Source organism: Nocardioides halotolerans DSM 19273 (genome assembly GCF_000422805.1).
GTDB lineage: Bacteria > Actinomycetota > Actinomycetes > Propionibacteriales > Nocardioidaceae > Nocardioides > Nocardioides halotolerans.
In genome coordinates, this window is sequence record NZ_KE383925.1 from 159,234 (window position 1) to 177,673 (window position 18,440).

Genomic DNA, 18,440 nt, shown 5'->3' on the forward strand with positions numbered 1-18,440 from the left:
TCGCTGCGCTCGGAACTACCGGGTCGCTGCGCTCCCACGCTCCCATTGCGCTGCCTGATACCCCGCGAGCTTCGGCCACCCATCCGGGGACGACTGCTCGCTGCGCTACCGGTCGCTTCGCTCCCACGGGTCCGATCGCGCTTCACGCCCGGTGTCGGCGGGCTCTGGTTGAGTTTGGTGCGTGCCTGACTCCCTGAGCCGCGCCCAGGCGCGCCGGATCGCGTTGGCCGCCCAGGGGTTCCTCGATCCTCGGCATGCGACGCCGACGATGCGGACGTTCGGGCGCACGCTGCAGCGCACCGGCGTGCTGCAGGTCGACTCGGTCAACGTGCTGCAGCGGGCGCACTACATGCCGCTGTTCTCCCGGATGGGTCCCTACGACCCGGCGCTGCTGACCCGGGCGGCGGAGAAGGCGCCGCGGCGGCTGGTCGAGTACTGGGCGCACGTCCAGGCGCTGATGCCGGTCGAGCTCTGGCCGGTGATGCAGCACCGGATGGACTACTACCGCGCCCAGCGCGGCAAGTGGTGGCAGGACGTCGACGACGACCTCGCCCAGCGGCTGCTCGCCGAGGTCTCCGCCCGCGGGCCGAGCACCGCGCGCGAGCTCGACGACGGCGCACCGCGCGACAAGCAGCACTGGGGGTGGAACTGGTCGGAGGCCAAGAAGGCCCTCGACTTCCTCTACATGTGCGGCGACCTGGCCGTGGCGGGCCGCAACGGCCAGTTCGAGGTCGTCTACGACGTCCCCGAGCGGGTGATCCCGGCCGGCGTGCTGGCGCTGCCGACCCCGACCCCCGCCGAGGCCGACCTCGAGCTGGTGCGCCGGGCCGCCGCCTCGCACGGCGTCGCGACCCTGCGCTGCCTGGCCGACTACTACCGGATGAAGACCGAGCAGGTGAGGCCCGCCGTCGACGTCCTGGTCGAGGAGGGCGTGCTCGAGCCGGTCACGATCGAGGGCTGGAGCCGCCCGGCCTACCTCCACCGCGACGCGCGCCGGCCGCGCAAGGTGGAGGCGCGGGCCTTCCTGAGCCCCTTCGATCCCGTGGTGTGGCTGCGCGAGCGCACCGAGAGGCTCTTCGACTTCCACTACCGGATCGAGATCTACACCCCCGCGCACAAGCGCGTGCACGGCTACTACGTGCTGCCGTTCCTGCTGCGCGACGAGATCGTGGCGCGGCTCGACCTCAAGGCCGACCGCAAGGAGGGCCTGCTGCTGGTGAGGTCCGCGTGGGCCGAGGACGGCGCGCCGGACGACACCGCCGAGGAGCTCGCCGCGGAGCTCGGGGTCCTGGCGGGCTGGCTCGGGCTCGACTCGGTCGTGGTCGAGCATCGGGGCGACCTGGCGCCGCAGGTGGCCGTGGCCCTCGCGCGCTGACGGGGCCCCGTCCCGCCGAGGAACGCTCGCGACCCGTCGCCCGTTACGATGAACGAGGCGCTCCAGCGCCCCTGTGCGCGCCGTCCGCGCCCGCGCTCCACGACGCATAGCCACCGACTTCAGGAGTCACCGCACCGTGCCTGCCATCCTCGACAAGCTCCTCCGCATCGGCGAGGGCAAGATCCTGCGCCAGCTCGAAGGTATCTCGCAGGCAGTCAACGCCATCGAGGACGACTTCGTCGCGATGAGCGACGACGAGCTGCGCGGCATGACGGCGGAGTTCCGGGAGCGCCTGGCCAAGGGCGAGTCCCTCGACGACCTGATGCCCGAGGCTTTCGCCACGGTGCGCGAGGCCGCCAAGCGGGTGATCGGCCAGCGCCACTTCGACGTGCAGGTGATGGGCGGTGCGGCGCTCCACCTCGGCAACATCGCCGAGATGAAGACCGGTGAGGGCAAGACCCTCGTGTCCACCCTGCCGGCCTACCTCAACGCCCTCGAGGGCAAGGGCGTCCACGTCGTCACGGTCAACGACTACCTCGCGAAGTACCAGTCGGAATGGATGGGCCGCGTCCACCACTTCCTGGGCCTGACGGTCGGCGTGATCCTGCCGGAGATGCGCCCCGACGAGCGGCGGGTGGCCTACGGCGCCGACATCACCTACGGCACCAACAACGAGCTCGGCTTCGACTACCTGCGCGACAACATGGCCGGCTCGATCGAGGAGTGCGTCCAGCGCGGTCACAACTTCGCCATCGTCGACGAGGTCGACTCGATCCTCATCGACGAGGCCCGGACCCCGTTGATCATCAGCGGTCCGACCCAGGACGAGGTGAAGTGGTACGGCGAGTTCGCCACGATCGCCAAGGGCCTCGAGCGCGACGTCGACTACGAGGTCGACGAGAAGAAGCGCACCATCTCGGTCCTCGAGCCGGGCATCACCAAGGTCGAGGACCACCTCGGCATCGACAACCTCTACGAGTCGGTGAACACCCCGCTGATCTCGTTCATGCACAACTCGATCAAGGCCAAGGAGCTCTTCCACAACGACAAGGAGTACGTCGTCATGGACGGCGAGGTGCTCATCGTCGACGAGCACACCGGCCGCATGCTGGCCGGCCGCCGCTACAACGACGGCCTGCACCAGGCGATCGAGGCCAAGGAGGGCGTCCAGGTCCGCGAGGAGTACCAGACGCTCGCGACGATCACCCTGCAGAACTACTTCCGCCTCTACGAGAAGCTCTCCGGCATGACCGGAACGGCCATGACCGAGGCCTCGGAGTTCGACAAGATCTACAAGCTCGGCGTGGTCCCGATCCCGACCAACAAGCCGATGGCCCGCATCGACAACGCCGACCTGGTCTACCGCACCGAGGAGGCCAAGTACGACGCCGTCGTCGAGGACATCCGCGAGCGCCACTCCAAGGGCCAGCCGGTCCTGGTCGGCACGGTGTCGGTCGAGAAGTCCGAGCACCTGTCCCAGAAGCTGAAGAAGCTCGGCGTCCCCCACTCCGTCCTCAACGCCAAGCAGCACGCCGACGAGGCCAAGGTCGTCGCCGTCGCCGGCCACAAGGGCGCGGTCACGGTCGCCACCAACATGGCCGGCCGAGGCACCGACATCATGCTCGGCGGCTCGGTGGAGTTCCTCGCCGACCAGGAGCTGCGCGGCCGCGGTCTCGACCCCGTCGAGTCGCCGGAGGAGTACGAAGCCGCCTGGCCCGCGACCCTCGAGAAGGTCAAGGAGCAGGTCGGCCGCGACCACGACGAGGTGCGCGCCCTCGGAGGGCTCTACGTCGTCGGCACCGAGCGCCACGAGTCGCGCCGGATCGACAACCAGCTGCGCGGTCGCTCCGGTCGCCAGGGCGACCCGGGGGAGTCACGCTTCTACCTGTCGCTCCAGGACGAGCTGATGCGGCTCTTCAAGTCCGACTGGGTCGACCGGGTGCTCCAGGTCCTCAAGATCCCCGACGACGTCCCGATCGAGAACAAGCGGGTCACCAACGCGATCGCCAACGCACAGGGCCAGGTCGAGTCGCAGAACTTCGAGTCCCGCAAGAACGTCCTCAAGTACGACGACGTGATGGACCGCCAGCGCAAGGTGATCTACGCCGAGCGCCGCGAGGTCCTCGAGGGCGCCGACATCGAGGAGCAGGTCCGCACCTTCATCGACGACGTCGTCGTGGGCGTGGTCACCGCCGCGACCGAGGACTTCGCCGAGGAGTGGGACCTCGAGCAGCTGTGGACGGACCTCAAGCAGATCTGGCCGGTGTCCCTCGACCTCGACCGCATCGTGCGCGACCACGACGGCTCCGCCAACATCGACCGCGACGAGCTGATCACCGAGCTCCAGAAGGACGCCCAGGCGGCCTACGACGCTCGTGAGGCCGAGGTGGGCGCCGAGGTGATGCGCGAGCTCGAGCGGCGCGTGCTCCTCTCGGTGCTCGACCGCAAGTGGCGCGAGCACCTCTACGAGATGGACTACCTCCGCGAAGGCATCTACCTGCGCGCCTACTCCCAGCGCGACCCGCTGGTCGAGTACCAGCGCGAGGGCTTCGAGATGTTCGCCGCGATGATGGACAGCATCAAGGAGGAGTCGGTCGGGTTCCTGTTCAACCTCGAGGTCGCCGTCGAGGAGGACGACGAGGAGGACGACGAGGAGGCCGAGGTCGTCGAGCCGATGCGCCGGGTGATCGGCGACTTCGTGCCCGACTCCGACGACGTCGACGCCGACGACCCGCTGGTCGCGTCCGGCCCCGCCGAGCAGCCCAACGAGGAGCTCGAGTCGCCGGCCGCGGCGTTCGTCCGCCAGCCCCAGATCCGGGCGAAGGGACTGCAGCCGGCCAAGCAGCCGCAGAACCTCTCCTATTCCGCGCCGTCCGAGGACGGCGAGGCCGAGGTCAGGGGCACCACGGCGACCGCGGCGGACGACCCGTTCGCCAAGGTGGGCCGCAACGCGCAGTGCCCCTGCGGGTCGGGCAAGAAGTACAAGATGTGCCACGGCCGGCCGGGAGGTCCCACCGGGCTCACCGCCCGCGCTGCAGGTGGGTGACAGGTCCGGGTTCCGTTGCCGCGCGTAGACCGTTCCGTGTCCTTCTCGTGACCAAGGGAAACTAGCCTCCGGGTCTCAGGCAGTGCGGACGGAGGGCGGCTTCTGTGTGGAGCAGGATCCGCCATCGCCGCTTCCAGGCGCTCTCGCTCCTGTCGCTGGCCGCGCTGCTGACGACCTGCCTGTGCCTCGGCCCGCTCTACCAGCGCGCCATGGAGCAGGGTCTGGCCGGCTCGGTGCTCACGCAGGCGACGCCTGAGCAGACATCGGTCCGGCTCGACTCCAGCGACCTCTCCGCCGAGGAGCTGGAGCGCCTCTTCCCGGCCCGGCTCGACCCCTACTTCTCCGACCCCGACGTCTCGCTCGCCGCGCCGGTCAAGGTCGTGCTCCCCGACGGCTCCTTCAGCGTCGTCACCCGCCTCTACGCGGCCGACGGCGCGTGCGAGCGCCTCGAGGTCGCGAGCGGGCGCTGCCCGACCGGCTCGGGGGAGGTGATGGTGAGCACGGCCGACATCGAGACCAACGGCTGGACGGTCGGCAGCCAGGTCGACGTCACCGAGCGTGTCGACCCGAACGTGTCCGACGAGGTCGCCAGCGGCACCGTGACCGTGGTCGGCGTCTACGAGGTGCCGCCGGCCGACGGCGACTGGCTCGACGCACCGCTCACCGGCCGGGCCGGCACGGTGGTCCCCGAGGTCGGCACCGCCACCGACGACTGGGTCACCGCCCCCGACAGCCTGACGGCAGCCGACGCACCCGCGCAGTGGCACAAGATCACGAGCTCGACGCTGTGGACGCTCGACCTCGACGCGGTCGACCACGACAGCCTGCTGGTGATCGGACCGATCGTCGACGAGCTGCGCCAGGAGGCGCTGCAGGGGAACAGCGCCGCCGTGCTGCTGCTCACCGATCTGCCGGGGCTCAGCGAGCGCGTCGCGTCCGGCAGCGAGCAGGGCCGCACGACGGTGGTCGTCCTGATCTCCCAGCTCCTCGTCCTGGTGTCGGTGGTGCTCTGGATGGTCCTCGTCGGCGCCACCGACGACCGCCGGGCCGAGCTGGCTCTCGCCCGGCTCCGCGGTCGGGGCCGGAGGGGCGCCGCGGCGTACCTCCTCTCGGAGCTGTTGCCGCTGACCCTGGGCGGCGTCGCCGTCGGGGTGCTCGTCTCGCCGTTCGTGATGGCCCTGGTGGCCAAGATCGTCTTCCCGGTGCCGGTGCCCATCGAGGTGACCGGAGGCTTCGTGCTCGCCGCCCTGGCCGCGGTGGCGGCGGTGCTCGCGGTGGTGCTCCTCGCGGCTCGCCGCGCCGTGCGCGAGCCGGTCGACTCGCTGCTGCGCGCCGTCCCGGCCCGGCACACGGCGACCGGCACCGGCGTCATCGAGATCGCGACGATCGTCTTCTCTCTCACCGCCGTCGCCGCGCTGGTCAGCGGCCGGCTGGAGGGGCCGCTCGCCACCCTGGCGCCCAGCCTGCTCGCCGTCGCCGCCGGGCTGCTCCTCGGCCGGGCGCTGGGTCCGGTCACGCGGTTCGTCTCGGTCCGGCTGATGCGCGGCGGACGCGCGGTTGCTGCGGCCGGCATCGTCAACGCCGTCCGCCGCCCGGCCGCGCGCCGGGTGCTGGCCATGGTGGTCGTGGCCACCGCCCTGCTCGGGTTCTGCGTCGACGCCCTGGTGACCGGCCAGCACAACCGGCAGAACGCCGCCGAGCAGCTCAACGGCGCGCCGTACTCCCTCAGCCTCCAGCGGCCGGCCCGGCCGGCCGACGTGGTCGCCGCGCTGAGAGCCGTCGACCCGGACCACCGGCACCTGACGCCCGTGGTGACCACCACCGGCAACGGGTCGCTGACCGCGCCCACCGTGGCGGTGGATCCCCGCGCGTTCCCGCGGGTGGCGTTCTTCCCCCTGTCGAGCGCCGAGCGCGGCGACTGGGACGCGATCCTGGCCCCGGGGGTCGACCCGCTGGTCCTGACCGGGACGACCCTCGAGGGCACGGTCGCCTCCCACGAGGTGCGGCTGCGCGGCCCCGCCCGCAAGCGGGTCGACGACCTGGTGGTCAGCCTCCAGGTGCTCACGAGCGACGTCACGACCGAGCTGGTCGACCTCTCGCTCATCCCGCTCGCGGACGGCACGACCGCCTTCAGTACCGGGCTGCCGTGCGCCGAGGCCTGCACCGTGACCGGCATCGGCGTGCGGGCTCCGATCGGCAGCGAGGTCAGCGGCACCGTCGTGCTGCGCGACCTGACCGCCGACGGGTCGCCGTTCTCGCTGGGGCCGGTGACGGCCTGGCGGCGCGTGTCCGACGACCTGGGGTCCTCGGTCGTCCCCGCCGCCGACCCGGAGGGCAACCTCGGCGTCCTGGTCTCCTCGGAGGCCGCGACGCCACCGGTGATGCTCAGCGCGTGGGTGCCCTCGCCGGTCCCCGCCCTCGTCACCGGCCGCGAGAAGGGCGTGTTCGCGGCCCCCGCGCCCGAGGGGCAGATCGACCTCCAGGCGGTCGGCACCCTCGACCGCGTGCCGGGCTCGTCGCTCGGCAGCCGGGTCGTGGACCTCGACGGTGTGCTGCGCCGTCCGGAGGCCGGCGACGGCAACTATGCGGTCGAGGTCTGGTCGGACGACGCGCGGGTCCTCGCGCGGGCCGAGACCGAGCTTCGGAAGCGCGGCATCCTCCCGGCGCAGCTGACGACCGTCGACGACGTCCGGTCCGAGCTCGACGCCTCGCCGGCCGCGTGGAGCCTCGCGCTGTCGGTGCTCGTGGGCGGCGCCTCGGTGCTGGTCGCGATGCTGGTGATGCTCGTGGCCACCGCGACGACCTGGCGCGCGAGGGCCAACGACCTCGCGGCGCTGCGGATGGCCGGCCTGCCGAGCCCGTCGCTGCGCCGGCTCGAGCTGCTGGGCCAGCTGCCGGTGATCCTGGTCGGTGCGCTGGTCGGGAGCGCCTGCGGCGTCGTCGCCGCGGTGCTCGCCCTGCCCGAGGTGCGTCAGTTCACCGACCCGCCCGCGGTGGACACCACCGACTTCGCGACGCCGTGGGTCGCGGTGCTGGTCGCGTGCGGCGTCGGCCTGGTGCTGCTCGCGGGCCTGGTGGTCGTCACGTCACGCTGGACCGCGCGCCGCGCGCGGCTGGGCCGGATGCGGGAGGTCTGACCGACGTGACCACCGAGCTCATCCTCGCCCCGAGCGCCACCGCACCGCGCGGCCTGGCGGTGCACACCCGCGGGCTGGTGCACGTCTACCGCGGCGAGGGCCGCGACGTCGCGGCGCTGGCCGGCGTCGACCTCAGCGTGCGCGCCGGGGAGATGATCGGCCTGCTCGGCCCCTCGGGCGCCGGCAAGTCGACGCTGCTCTCGCTGCTCGCCGGGCTGTTCCGTCCGACGGCCGGCACCGTGGTGGTCGGCGACCTCGACCTCACGAAGGCGACGGCGAGCGAGCTCGACACCCTCCACGCCACCGACGTCTCGCTCATGCTGCAGGGCGCCGCGCGCAACGTGCTGCCCTTCCTCACCGCCGCCCAGAACATCGAGTTCGCCCAGGTCGCCGCCCAGCGCGCCGAGCGCGCGGGCGACCTCCCGGGCACGCCGACCCTGCTCGGGATGGTCGGGCTGAGCGACCTCGGCGACGAGCCCCTCGACCGACTCACCCCGGGTCAGCTGCAGCTGGCCACGCTGGCCGTCGTGCTCTCGACGCGGCCGGGCCTGCTGCTCGCCGACGAGCCGACCAGCCGCCTCGACCACGAGGCGCGCGACCGGGTGCTGGCGGCCCTCGCCCGGGTCAACCGCGAGCTCGGCACCACCGTCGTGGTCGTCACGCACGACCGTGACGTCGCCCGCTGGATGCCGCGTACGGTCACCATCCGCGACGGCCGGATCGGGGGAGAGGGCCGCTCGGGCGAGGAGTACGCCGTGGTCACCGCCGACGGGTTCCTGCCCCTGCCCGCACACGCCCTCGAGGTGCTGCCGCCCGGCACGCTGGTGCGCCTCGAGCTCGAGGACGGCGAGTACCGCCTCCGCGTCGAGAGGGACCAGTCGTGACCCGGCTCGACCTGGCCGACGTCGACGTGCGCTACGGCGGGCTGCTGGCGATCGCGCCGCTCTCGCTCACCGTGCCGGGCGGGAAGCTGCTCGCGGTGACCGGTCCGTCCGGAGCCGGCAAGACGACGCTTTTGTGGCTCATGGCCGGTGCCCTCGAGCCCGACCGCGGCACGGTCGAGGTCGACGGCGTGCCTGTCGGCGGTCGCCCCGAGGCCGCGGCGCGGGGCATCGTGCTGGTGCCGCAGGGCAACGGGCTCGCGGCCGTCCTGACGGCGTACGAGAACATCGTCGTGCCCCTCCTCGACGGCGGCGTGCCCTCGCGCGAGGCAGACGACCGGGCGCGGCAGGCGCTCGAGGAGGTCGGGCTCGAGGAGTGGGCCGGGCACCTGGTCGAGGAGCTGTCCGGCGGGCAGCAGCAGCGGGTCGCCGTGGCCCGCGCGCTGGCCGCCCGCGCGTCGGTGCTGCTGGCCGACGAACCCACCAGCGACCTCGACGGCCGCAACCGCGAGGTGGTGCTGCACGCGCTGCGCGCTGCGGCCGACCGCGGAGCGGTCGTGGTGCTGGCGACCCACGACCCGGAGGCGGCCGCTGCGGCCGACGGTGAGCTCGCGCTGGATGCGGGCGAGGCGACGTGGGTGCGGAGTTTCGCCTAGCGCCCGCAGTCCGCTCGTTCCTCGCGGCCTGCTGCTGGGGTGCCTTCGCTGCGGAGTGTCTCGACACGCCCGTCGCGGCTTCGCAAGGTCAGCCGCGGGGCTCGCTCGACCCGTGACCGATTTCCGCCTGCTCCTTCGTCGCAGGCTGACGGTCACGCTGCGGTTCAGGCAAAGTCCATGGCGGTGCAGAGCCACCGCTCGTCGCGGTTCTCGAAGCGCAGCGCCAGCGCACGTGACCGGGCGCCGTAGCGCACCCGGGCGCTCGCCTCGGCGACCGTGGGGCTGACGAAGCTGGCGTGCACGCTCTCCACGTGCGGGCGCACCGGCTGGACGCGGCCGGTGCCGGGGAGGTGGCCGCCGGCGCGGGCCACGAGGAGCGCGCGGCGGTGCAGGTCGGCGTAGACCGACCCAGTCGTCCACCGCAGCAGCTGGCTCGCGGGCCGGTCGCCGCCGACGATCTCGACGCTCGCCTGCACGAAGCGGTGCACCCACACCTCCAGCCGGTCCCGCTGGTGGGGCTCGATCGGCACGACGTCGGCCACGGCGCGCGACCCGGTCGGCCCCGGGAGGACCGGCGGCGCGTGCCGGGGGCTGAGGTCGAGGGCGAGGGTGCCCTGCACCGAGGCCACGGGCACGCGGATCGGCGTGACGGACGCGTGTCGCTGGCTGCTGGTCATGTCGTCTCCCTCGTGAGCACGAGGACCTGTCCGGGGCGGATCAGGTCGGGATCGGGTCCGATGACGCCGCGGTTGCGGCGGTAGATCGCGTGCCAGCCGGCGGTCACCTGCCGCGCGCTGGCCGGCTCGGGCAGCCGTCGCTCCGCGAGCGACCAGAGCGTGTCGCCGGGGCGGACGACGACGCTGTGGCCGCGGGGGTGCCCGGGGCCCTCGGCGCGCTGGGGGAGCGGCAGCCCCGAGAGCGGGTCCGGGGGCGGGTCGCCGTGGCCGGCCAGGGCGGGCCCGCCGAGGGAGCCCGCGAGTGCCACCCCGCACGCGACCACGACCAGCCGGCGCACGCCGTGGCCGGGGGCGCACCTCGCCCCGCGCCAGGCATCACCCACGCCGGCCATGGCCTGCAGCCACGCCCAGCCCACGGCCAGGACCAGCGCCCCCAGGCACAGCCGGACCAGGCCGGCATCGGGGCCGGCATCCGGGGTGGCACCCGCCGTGGCCGGCTGCCCGGCCGCGAGCATCCGGACCAGCACCGCGGCCGCCCCCCACAGGGCCGCGGTGAGGCCGGTGGCCACGGCCAGGCAGCGCGGCCTGCTGGCCGCCACGACGTTCATCCCGAGAGTTTCCTTGTATTTGCTTCTGTTTGCCTCAGTCAACGCTCGTTGACGCGAAGCGTCAAGGGAGTCTCCACAAGCACGGCGGGCACGTGGCAGGGTCGGGCCATGTCGTGGGAGGAGGAGCTGTTCGCCTACCTCGACGACCTCGAGGGCCAGGCCTCCGCGCTGTACGCCGCCGAGCGGGCGCCCGAGCTCGCGGACCGCAGCCGCGAGGAGTACCGCTCGGTGACCCTGGCGGGCCGGCTGATGGCCACGGTCGAGCACGACGTGACGCTCGACGTCCTCGGTGTCGGGCCGGTGACGGGACGCGTGGCCCGCGTCGCGTCCGGCTGGTGCCTGGTGGGCGGCGCGGGCCAGGACTGGGTGGTCGGGCTGGACGCGGTGGCCGGCGTGCACGGTGCCTCCGAGCGTGCGGTGCCGGAGGTCGCCTGGCCGGCCTCGGCCCGGCTCGGCCTGGGTGCGGCCCTCCGCCGCCTCGCTGACTCGGGCGAGCCGTGCTCGGTGCACCGCACCGACGGCCGCCGCCACGACGGCACGCTCGCGCGCGTCGGCGCTGACTTCGTCGAGCTGGCGTCCGGCACCGGTGGCCGGCTGGTCCTCGTCGCGCTCGCGCACGTCTCCGCCGTCCAGTCGCGGGGCTGACGTGCGGCCGTCGATCGTCGGGCTGGCCGCGGCCCTGCTGCTGCCGCTGCTGGTGCCCTCGTCGGTGGCAGCGGGCAGGCCTCCGTCGCCGTACACCGCGCGCGTGCTGACCCCGGGCGCGGAGCGCTACGTCGCGCGGGCCTCGGCCGATGGCGAGGTGACGGTGCGGGCGCGGCCGCCGCTGGGCGAGGTGCCGCGCGACTGGAACCGGCGCGAGATCCTCCACCGTCCCGGAGACCGGCCCACACTGGACCAGACCGTCTGCGCGACGTGGACCGGGCAGTCGCGTCACCAGGACCAGGAAGGCCTGGCCGTGCGCGTCGTGGTCGGGCCGGGCGACCGCACGCGCGCGGTCACGCTGACGAAGAACACCTTCGGCACGTTCGTCTGGGTCTTCAACGTGCTCACCTGGGACAGCCGGCGTCTGGCGCAGCCGTGGCGTGAGGTCGGCCAGTTCAACCTGGGGCCGGTCGTCACCTCGGACCTGAAGCTGCTGCGGTTCCCGTGGCGGGTCTGCCTGCGCGCCTCCGGTCCGCGGATCACGTTCAAGGTCTGGGTCCCGCGCCGCGAGCCGGAGCCGCCGTGGACCGACCGCGTCCACACCCGCACCGCGACGGTGTCGCACCGCTTCCAGCGCCCCGGCGTCCCGGGCTGGTACGTCGGGCACCTGAGGCCCGGCGACCACGTCACCTACGCCGGCCTGACCGCGTCGTCGCCCTGAACCGCACCGCCCGTGCCCTAGGGTGCGCGGCATGACCGAGGCCTATCCGACAGCTCCGATCGGCACGATCCGCAGCACGGGGACGTGCATCCTGCTCACCATCGTCACGCTCGGGTTCTACACCTGGTACTGGTACTACAAGACGCACGACGAGATGAAGCGGCACACCGGCGTCGGCCTCGGCGGCCCGGTCGCGCTGATCCTCGCGATCCTGGTCGGGGTCGTGATGCCGTTCCTGACCTCCCACGAGGCCGGCGGGCTCTACGAGCGCCGGGGCCAGGCCCGGCCGGTCAGCGCCGCAACCGGGCTGTGGTTCCTGCTGCTGGGCTGGTTCTTCCTCGTCGGCGCGATCGTGTGGTTCGTGAAGACCAACAACGCGCTCAACGAGTACTGGCGCTCGGTCGGCGCCCAGGGCTGAGCGCCCGGGCTGCGCCCGCTCAGGCCGCGAGGCCCGACGCGCCGGGCATCACGACCGGGGCGCACACACAGTCGTCGCCGCACGCGAGGAACGTGTGCACGCCGTGGCCGCAACGCGGGCACGGCAGGTCGTGCGAGAGGTGCTGCTCGTTGGTCTGGACGGTGTCCCACATGGCTGATCGCCTCCTTCACCCTCTCCACGAACGGAGACGGCCGGATACGACAGACGTGACGCGAAGTGAGCCGGACGGTCTCAGGTGGCCTCGACGTCGTACGGCGGGAGCTCGCCGGCCTTGAGGGGGCGCAGGCCCTTCCGCTTGGGACGGGCGTCGTCCTCGGCGTCGTTCATCGCCTCGATGATGTGCTTGCGGACGATCGTGCGCGGGTCGAGGTCGCGCAGCTCGAGGTCGGCGTACTCCGGACCGAGCTCCTCGCGCAGCTCGTCGCGCGCGGCGTCCGCGAACTGACGCGCCTTGCGCAGCATCTGGCCGGCCTGCCGGGCCAGGTCGGGCAGCCGGTCGGGGCCGAAGACGAGGACCGCCACGAAGGCGATGACGGCGAGCTCCGGCAGGCCGACCCCGAACACGTCGGCCGCCTAGAGCCGGCCGGAGGGGGTGAGCCCGAGCTGCATCCCCGCGAGGCCGCGCCCGCGGCCGGCCAGGGTCTCCGCGACCGAGCGGAGCACGACCGCCGCGGGAGCCGTGGGGTCGGAGTCGACGATCGGCTTGCCGGCGTCGCCCCCCTCGCGCAGCGACAGGTCGAGCGGGACCTCTCCGAGCACGGGCACGTCGTAGCCGAAACGGCGCGAGAGGGTGTCGGCCACCCGTGCGCCGCCGCCGGCGCCGAACACCTCGAGGCGGTGGTCCTCGCCCGCCGCGGTGCAGTGGGGGCAGGGGAGGTAGGACATGTTCTCGACGACGCCCACCACGCGCTGGTGCATCATCGAGGCCATCGTGCCGGCCCGCTCGGCCACCTCGGCGGCGGCCTCCTGCGGTGTGGTGACGACGACGACCTCGGCGCCGGGCAGGTGCTGCCCGAGCGAGATGGCGACGTCGCCCGTGCCGGGCGGCAGGTCGAGGAGCAGGACGTCGAGGTCGCCCCAGTAGACGTCGGCGAGCATCTGGACGAGCGCCCGGTCGAGCATCGGCCCGCGCCACGCGACGACCTGGTCGCGCCGGGGCTTGAGCATGCCGATCGAGATCACCGAGACGCCGGACGGCGTCGGCACCGGCATGATCAGGTCCTCGACCTGGGTGGGCTTGGCGTCGGCGATGCCGAGCATGGCGGGCACCGAGTGGCCGTAGATGTCGGCATCGACGATGCCGACCTTGAGGCCTTGGGCGGCCATCGCGAGCGCGAGGTTGACCGTGACCGACGACTTGCCGACACCGCCCTTGCCGGAGGCGATCGCGAAGACCTTGGTCAGCGACCCCGGCTGGGCGAACGGGATGTCGCGCTGGGCCTTCCCGTCGCTGAGGAGGTCCTTGAGGCCGGCGCGCTGCTCGGCGCTCATCACGCCGAGCGTGAGGTCGACGTCGGTCACGCCCGGCACGGCGCGCACGGCCGCGCCGACGTCGCGCGTGATCGTGTCCTTCATCGGGCAGCCCGCCACAGTGAGCAGCACGGTCAGCCGCACCACGCCCGGGCCGTCGACCTCGACGGACTCGACCATCCCGAGGTCGGTGATCGGTCGCCTGATCTCGGGGTCGTTCACGGTGGCGAGGGCCGCGTGGACCTGCTCGAGAAGGGGGCTGCTCATGATGGTCCCAGCGTAGTCGGGGCCGGGCTGTCAGCCGTCGTCGCCCGCCTCGGAGCGGTCGATGGTGGCGGAGCGCTCCTCGAGGTCGCTGAGCAGCGACCGGAGCTCCGAGCGCAGGTAGTCGCGGGTCGCCACCTCGCCCACCGCCATCCGCAGGGAGGCGACCTCGCGGGCCAGGAACTCCATGTCCGCGTGGGCCCGCGCGTCGGCCTGCCGGTCCTGCTCGGCGATCACCCGGTCGCGCGCCTCCTGGCGGTTCTGGGCGAGCAGGATCAGCGGTGCGGCGTACGACGCCTGGAGCGAGAGCATCAGGGTCAGGAAGATGAACGGGTAGTCGTCGAAACGCAGCGAGTCGGGCGCCGCGAAGTTCCACACCACCCAGAACACGACGAACGCCGTCATGTAGAGCAGGAACGTCGCGGTGCCCATGAACCGCGCGAACTGCTCGGCGAACCGCCCGAACAGGTCGTGGTCGACCGCGGGCCGCCGGACGAGCTGGCGCCGGGTCTCGCGCGGCGTGTCGAGGCGGGCGCGGCGGCTGGTGGGCTCAGGCACTGTGCACCGCCCGGTCGCGCCACCCCTCGGGGAGCATGTGGTCGAGCAGGTCGTCGACGGTGACGGCGCCGATCAGGTGGCCGTTCTCGTCGACCACGGGCGCCGCGACGAGGTTGTACGTCGCGAGGTGCGCCGCGACCTCGTCGATGGTCGCCTCGGGGCGCAGGTTCTCCATCGACTCGTCGAGGGCACCCGCGACGAGCGTCGAGGGTGGCTCGCGGAGCAGCCGCTGGATGTGCGCCACCCCCAGGAACCGGCCGGTCGGCGTCTCCAGCGGCGGCCGGCAGACGTAGACGAGCGCGGCCAGGGCCGGGGTCAGGTCGGGGTTGCGCACGTGGGCGAGCGCGTCGGCGATGGTCGCGTCCGGGCCGAGGATCACCGGCTCGGAGGTCATCATCGCGCCGGCGGTGTTCTCGACGTAGGACATCAGCCGCTTGACGTCCTCGGCCTCCTCGGGCGCCATGAGCAGCAGCAGCGCCTCGGCGGTCTCGGGCGGGAGCTCGGCGATCAGGTCGGCAGCGTCGTCGGGGTCCATCTCCTCCAGCACGTCGGCCGCCCGCTCGTCGGCGAGGAAGCCGAGGATCTCGACCTGGTCCTCCTCCGGCAGCTCCTCGAGGACGTCGGCGAGCCGCTCGTCGGTCAGCGCCGCGACCACGGCGGTGCGTCGCTCGGGCGGGAGGTCGTGGATCACGCTCGCCGCGTCTGCCGGCCGCAGCTCGTTGAGGGCGTGGATGAGCTGGGTCGCCCCCTGGGCGGGCTCGCGGCGGGTCAGGCCCTCGACCTCGCCCCACTCCGCGACGTGGGTCTGCCCGCGCCTGCGCAGCCCCTTGGCTGGCTCGGTGATCGCGATCCGGCTCAGCACCCAGTCGCGGTTGCGCGCCTGCTCCATCGCGACGTCGTAGATCGTGCCGGTGATGCCCGTGGTGGTGATCGTGACGGTGCGGTCGAACAGCTGGCCGACGACCAGGGTCTCGGTCGAGCGCTGCTCGAAGCGGCGCATGTTCAGCAGCCCGGTCGTGTAGACCTGCCCGCTGTCGATGTTGGTCACCCGGGTCATCGGCACGAAGATCCGGCGGCGCCCGAAGACCTCGCCCACCATCCCGAGCACCCGCGGCTGGCTGCTCTCCGAGCGGATCGCCACCACCAGGTCGCGCACCTTCCCCACCTGGTCACCTTGGGGGTCGAAGATCGGCAGGCCGACCAGGCGGGCGGCGTACACGCGCGACGGAGCTGTGCTCACGCCGCAACGCTACTGGTGCGCGGTGCCGCAGCGAGGGAACGCAGCCGGGGGCAGATGCGTCAACAATGAGATCGGGTCCGCGCGTGCGGGGTACCCTGTCGAAGCAGGATTTCGTCGTGCGGGGCCTTTCTCGGGTCGCCGCGAACAGGCACCTGGGAGGGGTCCGTGTCCAAGCACGCGATGCCACGCTCCCGGCGCCTGGGCCACCTCAAGGTCGCGGCGACGGCCGCGCTCGTGGTCGTGTTCATGGTGCTCGTCGTGGGCGGCGCGACCGGCATGATCGGCTCGCGCGACGACGGTGATGGCACGGGCCGGCTCGCCGCCGACCTCGGCACCGCGACCAGCGGCGCGGCCGACGCGACCAGCACCGAGCAGGGCACAGACGAGAGCGCCGAGGCGACCACGACGCCCGCCGACGAGCCGACCGCGATCGTCACCGACGTCCCGGCCCAGGACGTCAAGGGCGCGAAGAAGCTCAAGCGGTCGCTGGCCTGGCTCCGCCGCGGGCTGGCCGACGAGACGACGTTCCGCGTCGGCACCTTCAACGTGCTCGGCGGCTCCCACACCGCGAAGATCGGCGGCAACAAGCGCGGCTACGCCTCGGGCAGCACCCGCATGGGCATGGCCTTCTCGCTGATCAACCAGGCCGACCTCGACGTGATCGGCTTCCAGGAGTTCGAGGAGTCCCAGTACGGCCGGTTCCGGTCGCTCGCGGGCTCCCGCTGGGACGTCTACCCGGGCCCGTCCCTCGACCGCGGCTCCATCCGCGACTCGATCGCCTGGCGCACCGACGTGTGGAGGCTGGTCGAGGCCAACAGCATCGCGATCCCCTACTTCCACGGCGACCTCATCCGCCGTCCGGTGATCAAGCTGGAGAACATCGAGTCGGGCCGGGAGGTGTGGTTCTTCAACACGCACAACCCCGCGTCCACCCCCAACCACGGCAACAACGCGCACTGGCGCGGCGTCGCCGTCGGCATCGAGGTCAAGCTCGCCAACCAGCTCGCCGCCGACGGCACCCCGGTCGTCTTCACCGGTGACTACAACGACCGCGCTGAGGTCTTCTGCCCGATCGTGGGCGGCACCGCCATGGTGGCCGCGAACGGCGGCGGCTACGGCAGCGGTTGCGACACCCCCGACCACATGGGCGTCGACTGGATCTTCGGCTCCGGCATGCAGTTCTCCGGCTACGTCAGCGCGACCAAGGGCATCGTCGGCCGGGTGAGCGACCACCCGTTCGTGTACGCCGAGGCCTACATCCCCGAGGAGCCGCTCGCCGATGGCCCCGGCGGGGGTGGCGAGCCCGGCGACGAGTCCTCGCCGTCCAGCGAGAGCTCCGACGACTCCGACTGAGACGGCAGCGGTTACCGGTTGCCGCGGTGCTGGGGCTTGATCGTCGTGGTCGGGTCGGTGGGCGACGGCGTCTGCGTCGGCGGGGGAGGCGGGGGCGGCGGGAGGATCGGCGCGACGTAGGACTTGATCCGCGGCGACTGCCTGCCGGTGAACCTCAGCACGCCGGCGAACAGCGACCGGCGCGCGTCGTAGAGGTTCTCGCGGTCGTAGTTGTGCCCGCCCGGGCAGTTGCCCGCGAGCTGGGGGCAGGTCCACGCGTGGAAGAACAGCAGCGGCTCGCCGCTCGGGCCGCGCCCGACGTCGGCCCCGCCGGGCCCGCACAGCCCGCTCTTGCGGCTGTCGACGAGGACCTGCCGCTTGGCGCGCGACCAATCGGTCAGCCTCACGGAGCGGCGGAACGTCGTCTTGTAGCTGCACTCGCCGAACTCGCCCTCGGAGCTCAGCAGGACGTACTGGCGCCCGCGGCGCAGCATGGTGGGGTTCTCGATGACCCCGCCCCGGCGCACCAGCTGCGTGCTGCGCGCCTTGCCCTCCGGACGGCCGCTCGGCGGCAGCTCGACCAGGCGGATCGAGGACGGCGTGCCCTGGGTGCGGTAGAGCAGGTAGCGGTGGCCGCGCTTGTCCTTGAAGTAGTCGGGGTCGATGACCCCGCTCTTGGGCATGTCGCGCGCCCGCCGCTTGATCTTGTCGTACGCCGAGGGGGTCGCGGCCTGCCTCGGGCACACCAGCGGCTTCTCGTCGGGCACGAACGCGCCGGTCGGGTCGGCGGACGTGGCGACGCCGATGCAGCGCCCGTCCAGGCCGAGCCCGGCGACCTCGGCCGAGAAGTAGAGCAGCCAGACGCCGTTGACCTCGACCAGGTCGGAGGCCCAGTAGCGGCCGCTGATCGCCCAGCTCGGCTGCACGGTGAGGGCCGAGGGGATGTTCTGCCACGGACCGCCCGGCTGGGGCGCGATGGCACGGGGGGCACCGGGGCCGGTCGACACGGCGACCCAGCCGCCGGCGTACCGCGCCACCGTGGGGTCGGCCGCGCCGCGGTAGGACAGCACCGGCTGGGCGCCGAGCACCCGGTCGCGGAAGCTGATGAACCGCGCACCGTGGTGGGCGGCCCGGCGCGCCTGCTGCCGCTTGATCTTGGCGAGCCCCGCCTTGGTGTGGCCCGGCACCCACCGCGCGTCGGCCTGGTGTCCCTTCGCCGCGCCGCGTGAGCGGTGCTGCTCGGCAGTCGAGCCGAAGGCCCCTGACGCCACCAGGGTCATCACGAGGGCCAGGACCAGGCCGATCACCGCCACGGCAGCCACCGACGTCTTGCGAACCAGAGAAATGTGCACCCGAAGCCAAGTCGTTCGTCGTCGTACAGGTCGTCGTTG

General features: G+C 72.8%; 17 protein-coding genes. 9 read left to right on the top strand and 8 right to left on the bottom strand.

Going from position 1 to position 18,440, the window contains the following annotated elements:
• Positions 1-181 precede the first annotated feature (181 nt).
• The 5 genes from G514_RS0120945 (at position 182) to G514_RS0120965 (ending at position 9,095) form a co-directional block, all read left to right on the top strand.
• The gene (locus tag G514_RS0120945; protein ID WP_028653341.1) at positions 182-1,375 is read left to right on the top strand and encodes a winged helix-turn-helix domain-containing protein; all 1,194 of its coding nucleotides are present in this window, start codon (positions 182-184) and stop codon (positions 1,373-1,375) included.
• A 136-nt stretch (positions 1,376-1,511) separates the two neighbouring features.
• Positions 1,512-4,421, top strand: a complete 2,910-nt coding sequence (secA, locus tag G514_RS0120950; protein ID WP_028653342.1) for a preprotein translocase subunit SecA — start codon at positions 1,512-1,514, stop codon at positions 4,419-4,421.
• Positions 4,422-4,525: 104 nt separating this feature from the next.
• On the top strand, positions 4,526-7,558 hold the full coding sequence (locus G514_RS28165; RefSeq protein ID WP_036565786.1) for an FtsX-like permease family protein: 3,033 nt from the start codon (positions 4,526-4,528) through the stop codon (positions 7,556-7,558).
• A gap of 5 nt (positions 7,559-7,563) precedes the next feature.
• Entirely contained in the window at positions 7,564-8,442 is an 879-nt protein-coding gene (locus G514_RS0120960; protein ID WP_245582292.1) for an ABC transporter ATP-binding protein, read from the top strand.
• Positions 8,439-9,095, top strand: a complete 657-nt coding sequence (locus tag G514_RS0120965) for an ATP-binding cassette domain-containing protein (RefSeq protein ID WP_028653344.1) — start codon at positions 8,439-8,441, stop codon at positions 9,093-9,095. Before G514_RS0120960 ends, G514_RS0120965 begins: the two co-directional genes overlap by 4 nt.
• A 164-nt stretch (positions 9,096-9,259) precedes the next feature.
• Here G514_RS0120965 and G514_RS29555 read toward each other — a convergent pair whose 3' ends face one another.
• Both G514_RS29555 and G514_RS29560 read right to left on the bottom strand, forming a co-directional pair.
• On the bottom strand, positions 9,260-9,772 hold the full coding sequence (locus G514_RS29555; protein ID WP_051247956.1) for an Rv3235 family protein: 513 nt from the start codon (positions 9,770-9,772) through the stop codon (positions 9,260-9,262).
• Positions 9,769-10,380, bottom strand: a complete 612-nt coding sequence (locus G514_RS29560; protein WP_051247959.1) for a LysM peptidoglycan-binding domain-containing protein — start codon at positions 10,378-10,380, stop codon at positions 9,769-9,771. Before G514_RS29560 ends, G514_RS29555 begins: the two co-directional genes overlap by 4 nt.
• 108 nt (positions 10,381-10,488) lie before the next feature.
• On the opposite strand from G514_RS29560, the gene G514_RS0120980 reads away from it, so the two are divergent.
• From G514_RS0120980 to G514_RS0120990, 3 genes are read left to right on the top strand one after another with little or no spacing between them, the layout of a single operon-like run.
• Entirely contained in the window at positions 10,489-11,025 is a 537-nt protein-coding gene (locus G514_RS0120980) for a hypothetical protein (RefSeq protein WP_028653346.1), read from the top strand.
• Position 11,026: 1 nt separating this feature from the next.
• A complete protein-coding gene (locus tag G514_RS0120985) occupies positions 11,027-11,746 on the top strand; it encodes a hypothetical protein (protein ID WP_028653347.1) in 720 nt (239 codons plus the stop codon).
• Between the two features lie 31 nt (positions 11,747-11,777).
• Positions 11,778-12,164, top strand: a complete 387-nt coding sequence (locus tag G514_RS0120990) for a DUF4234 domain-containing protein (protein WP_211222201.1) — start codon at positions 11,778-11,780, stop codon at positions 12,162-12,164.
• A 19-nt stretch (positions 12,165-12,183) separates the two neighbouring features.
• Here G514_RS0120990 and G514_RS30785 read toward each other — a convergent pair whose 3' ends face one another.
• The 5 genes from G514_RS30785 to G514_RS0121015 form a co-directional block, all read right to left on the bottom strand.
• Positions 12,184-12,336: a hypothetical protein gene (locus G514_RS30785; RefSeq protein ID WP_169576531.1), complete on the bottom strand. Its 153-nt coding sequence runs from the start codon at positions 12,334-12,336 to the stop codon at positions 12,184-12,186.
• 80 nt (positions 12,337-12,416) lie between these two features.
• Positions 12,417-12,749, bottom strand: a complete 333-nt coding sequence (locus tag G514_RS0121000; RefSeq protein WP_028653349.1) for a sec-independent translocase — start codon at positions 12,747-12,749, stop codon at positions 12,417-12,419.
• A gap of 9 nt (positions 12,750-12,758) precedes the next feature.
• Complete coding sequence (locus G514_RS0121005) at positions 12,759-13,922, bottom strand: Mrp/NBP35 family ATP-binding protein (protein WP_028653350.1); 1,164 nt, start codon at positions 13,920-13,922, stop codon at positions 12,759-12,761.
• 30 nt (positions 13,923-13,952) lie between these two features.
• Positions 13,953-14,477, bottom strand: coding sequence for a DUF1003 domain-containing protein (locus G514_RS0121010; protein WP_028653351.1), 525 nt, complete (start codon positions 14,475-14,477; stop codon positions 13,953-13,955).
• A complete protein-coding gene (locus tag G514_RS0121015; RefSeq protein WP_028653352.1) occupies positions 14,470-15,717 on the bottom strand; it encodes a magnesium transporter MgtE N-terminal domain-containing protein in 1,248 nt (415 codons plus the stop codon). Before G514_RS0121015 ends, G514_RS0121010 begins: the two co-directional genes overlap by 8 nt.
• A gap of 165 nt (positions 15,718-15,882) precedes the next feature.
• On the opposite strand from G514_RS0121015, the gene G514_RS0121020 reads away from it, so the two are divergent.
• Entirely contained in the window at positions 15,883-17,070 is a 1,188-nt protein-coding gene (locus G514_RS0121020; RefSeq protein ID WP_028653353.1) for an endonuclease/exonuclease/phosphatase family protein, read from the top strand.
• Between the two features lie 11 nt (positions 17,071-17,081).
• Here G514_RS0121020 and G514_RS0121025 read toward each other — a convergent pair whose 3' ends face one another.
• On the bottom strand, positions 17,082-18,362 hold the full coding sequence (locus tag G514_RS0121025) for a family 43 glycosylhydrolase (protein ID WP_028653354.1): 1,281 nt from the start codon (positions 18,360-18,362) through the stop codon (positions 17,082-17,084).
• Positions 18,363-18,440: the final 78 nt, after the last annotated feature.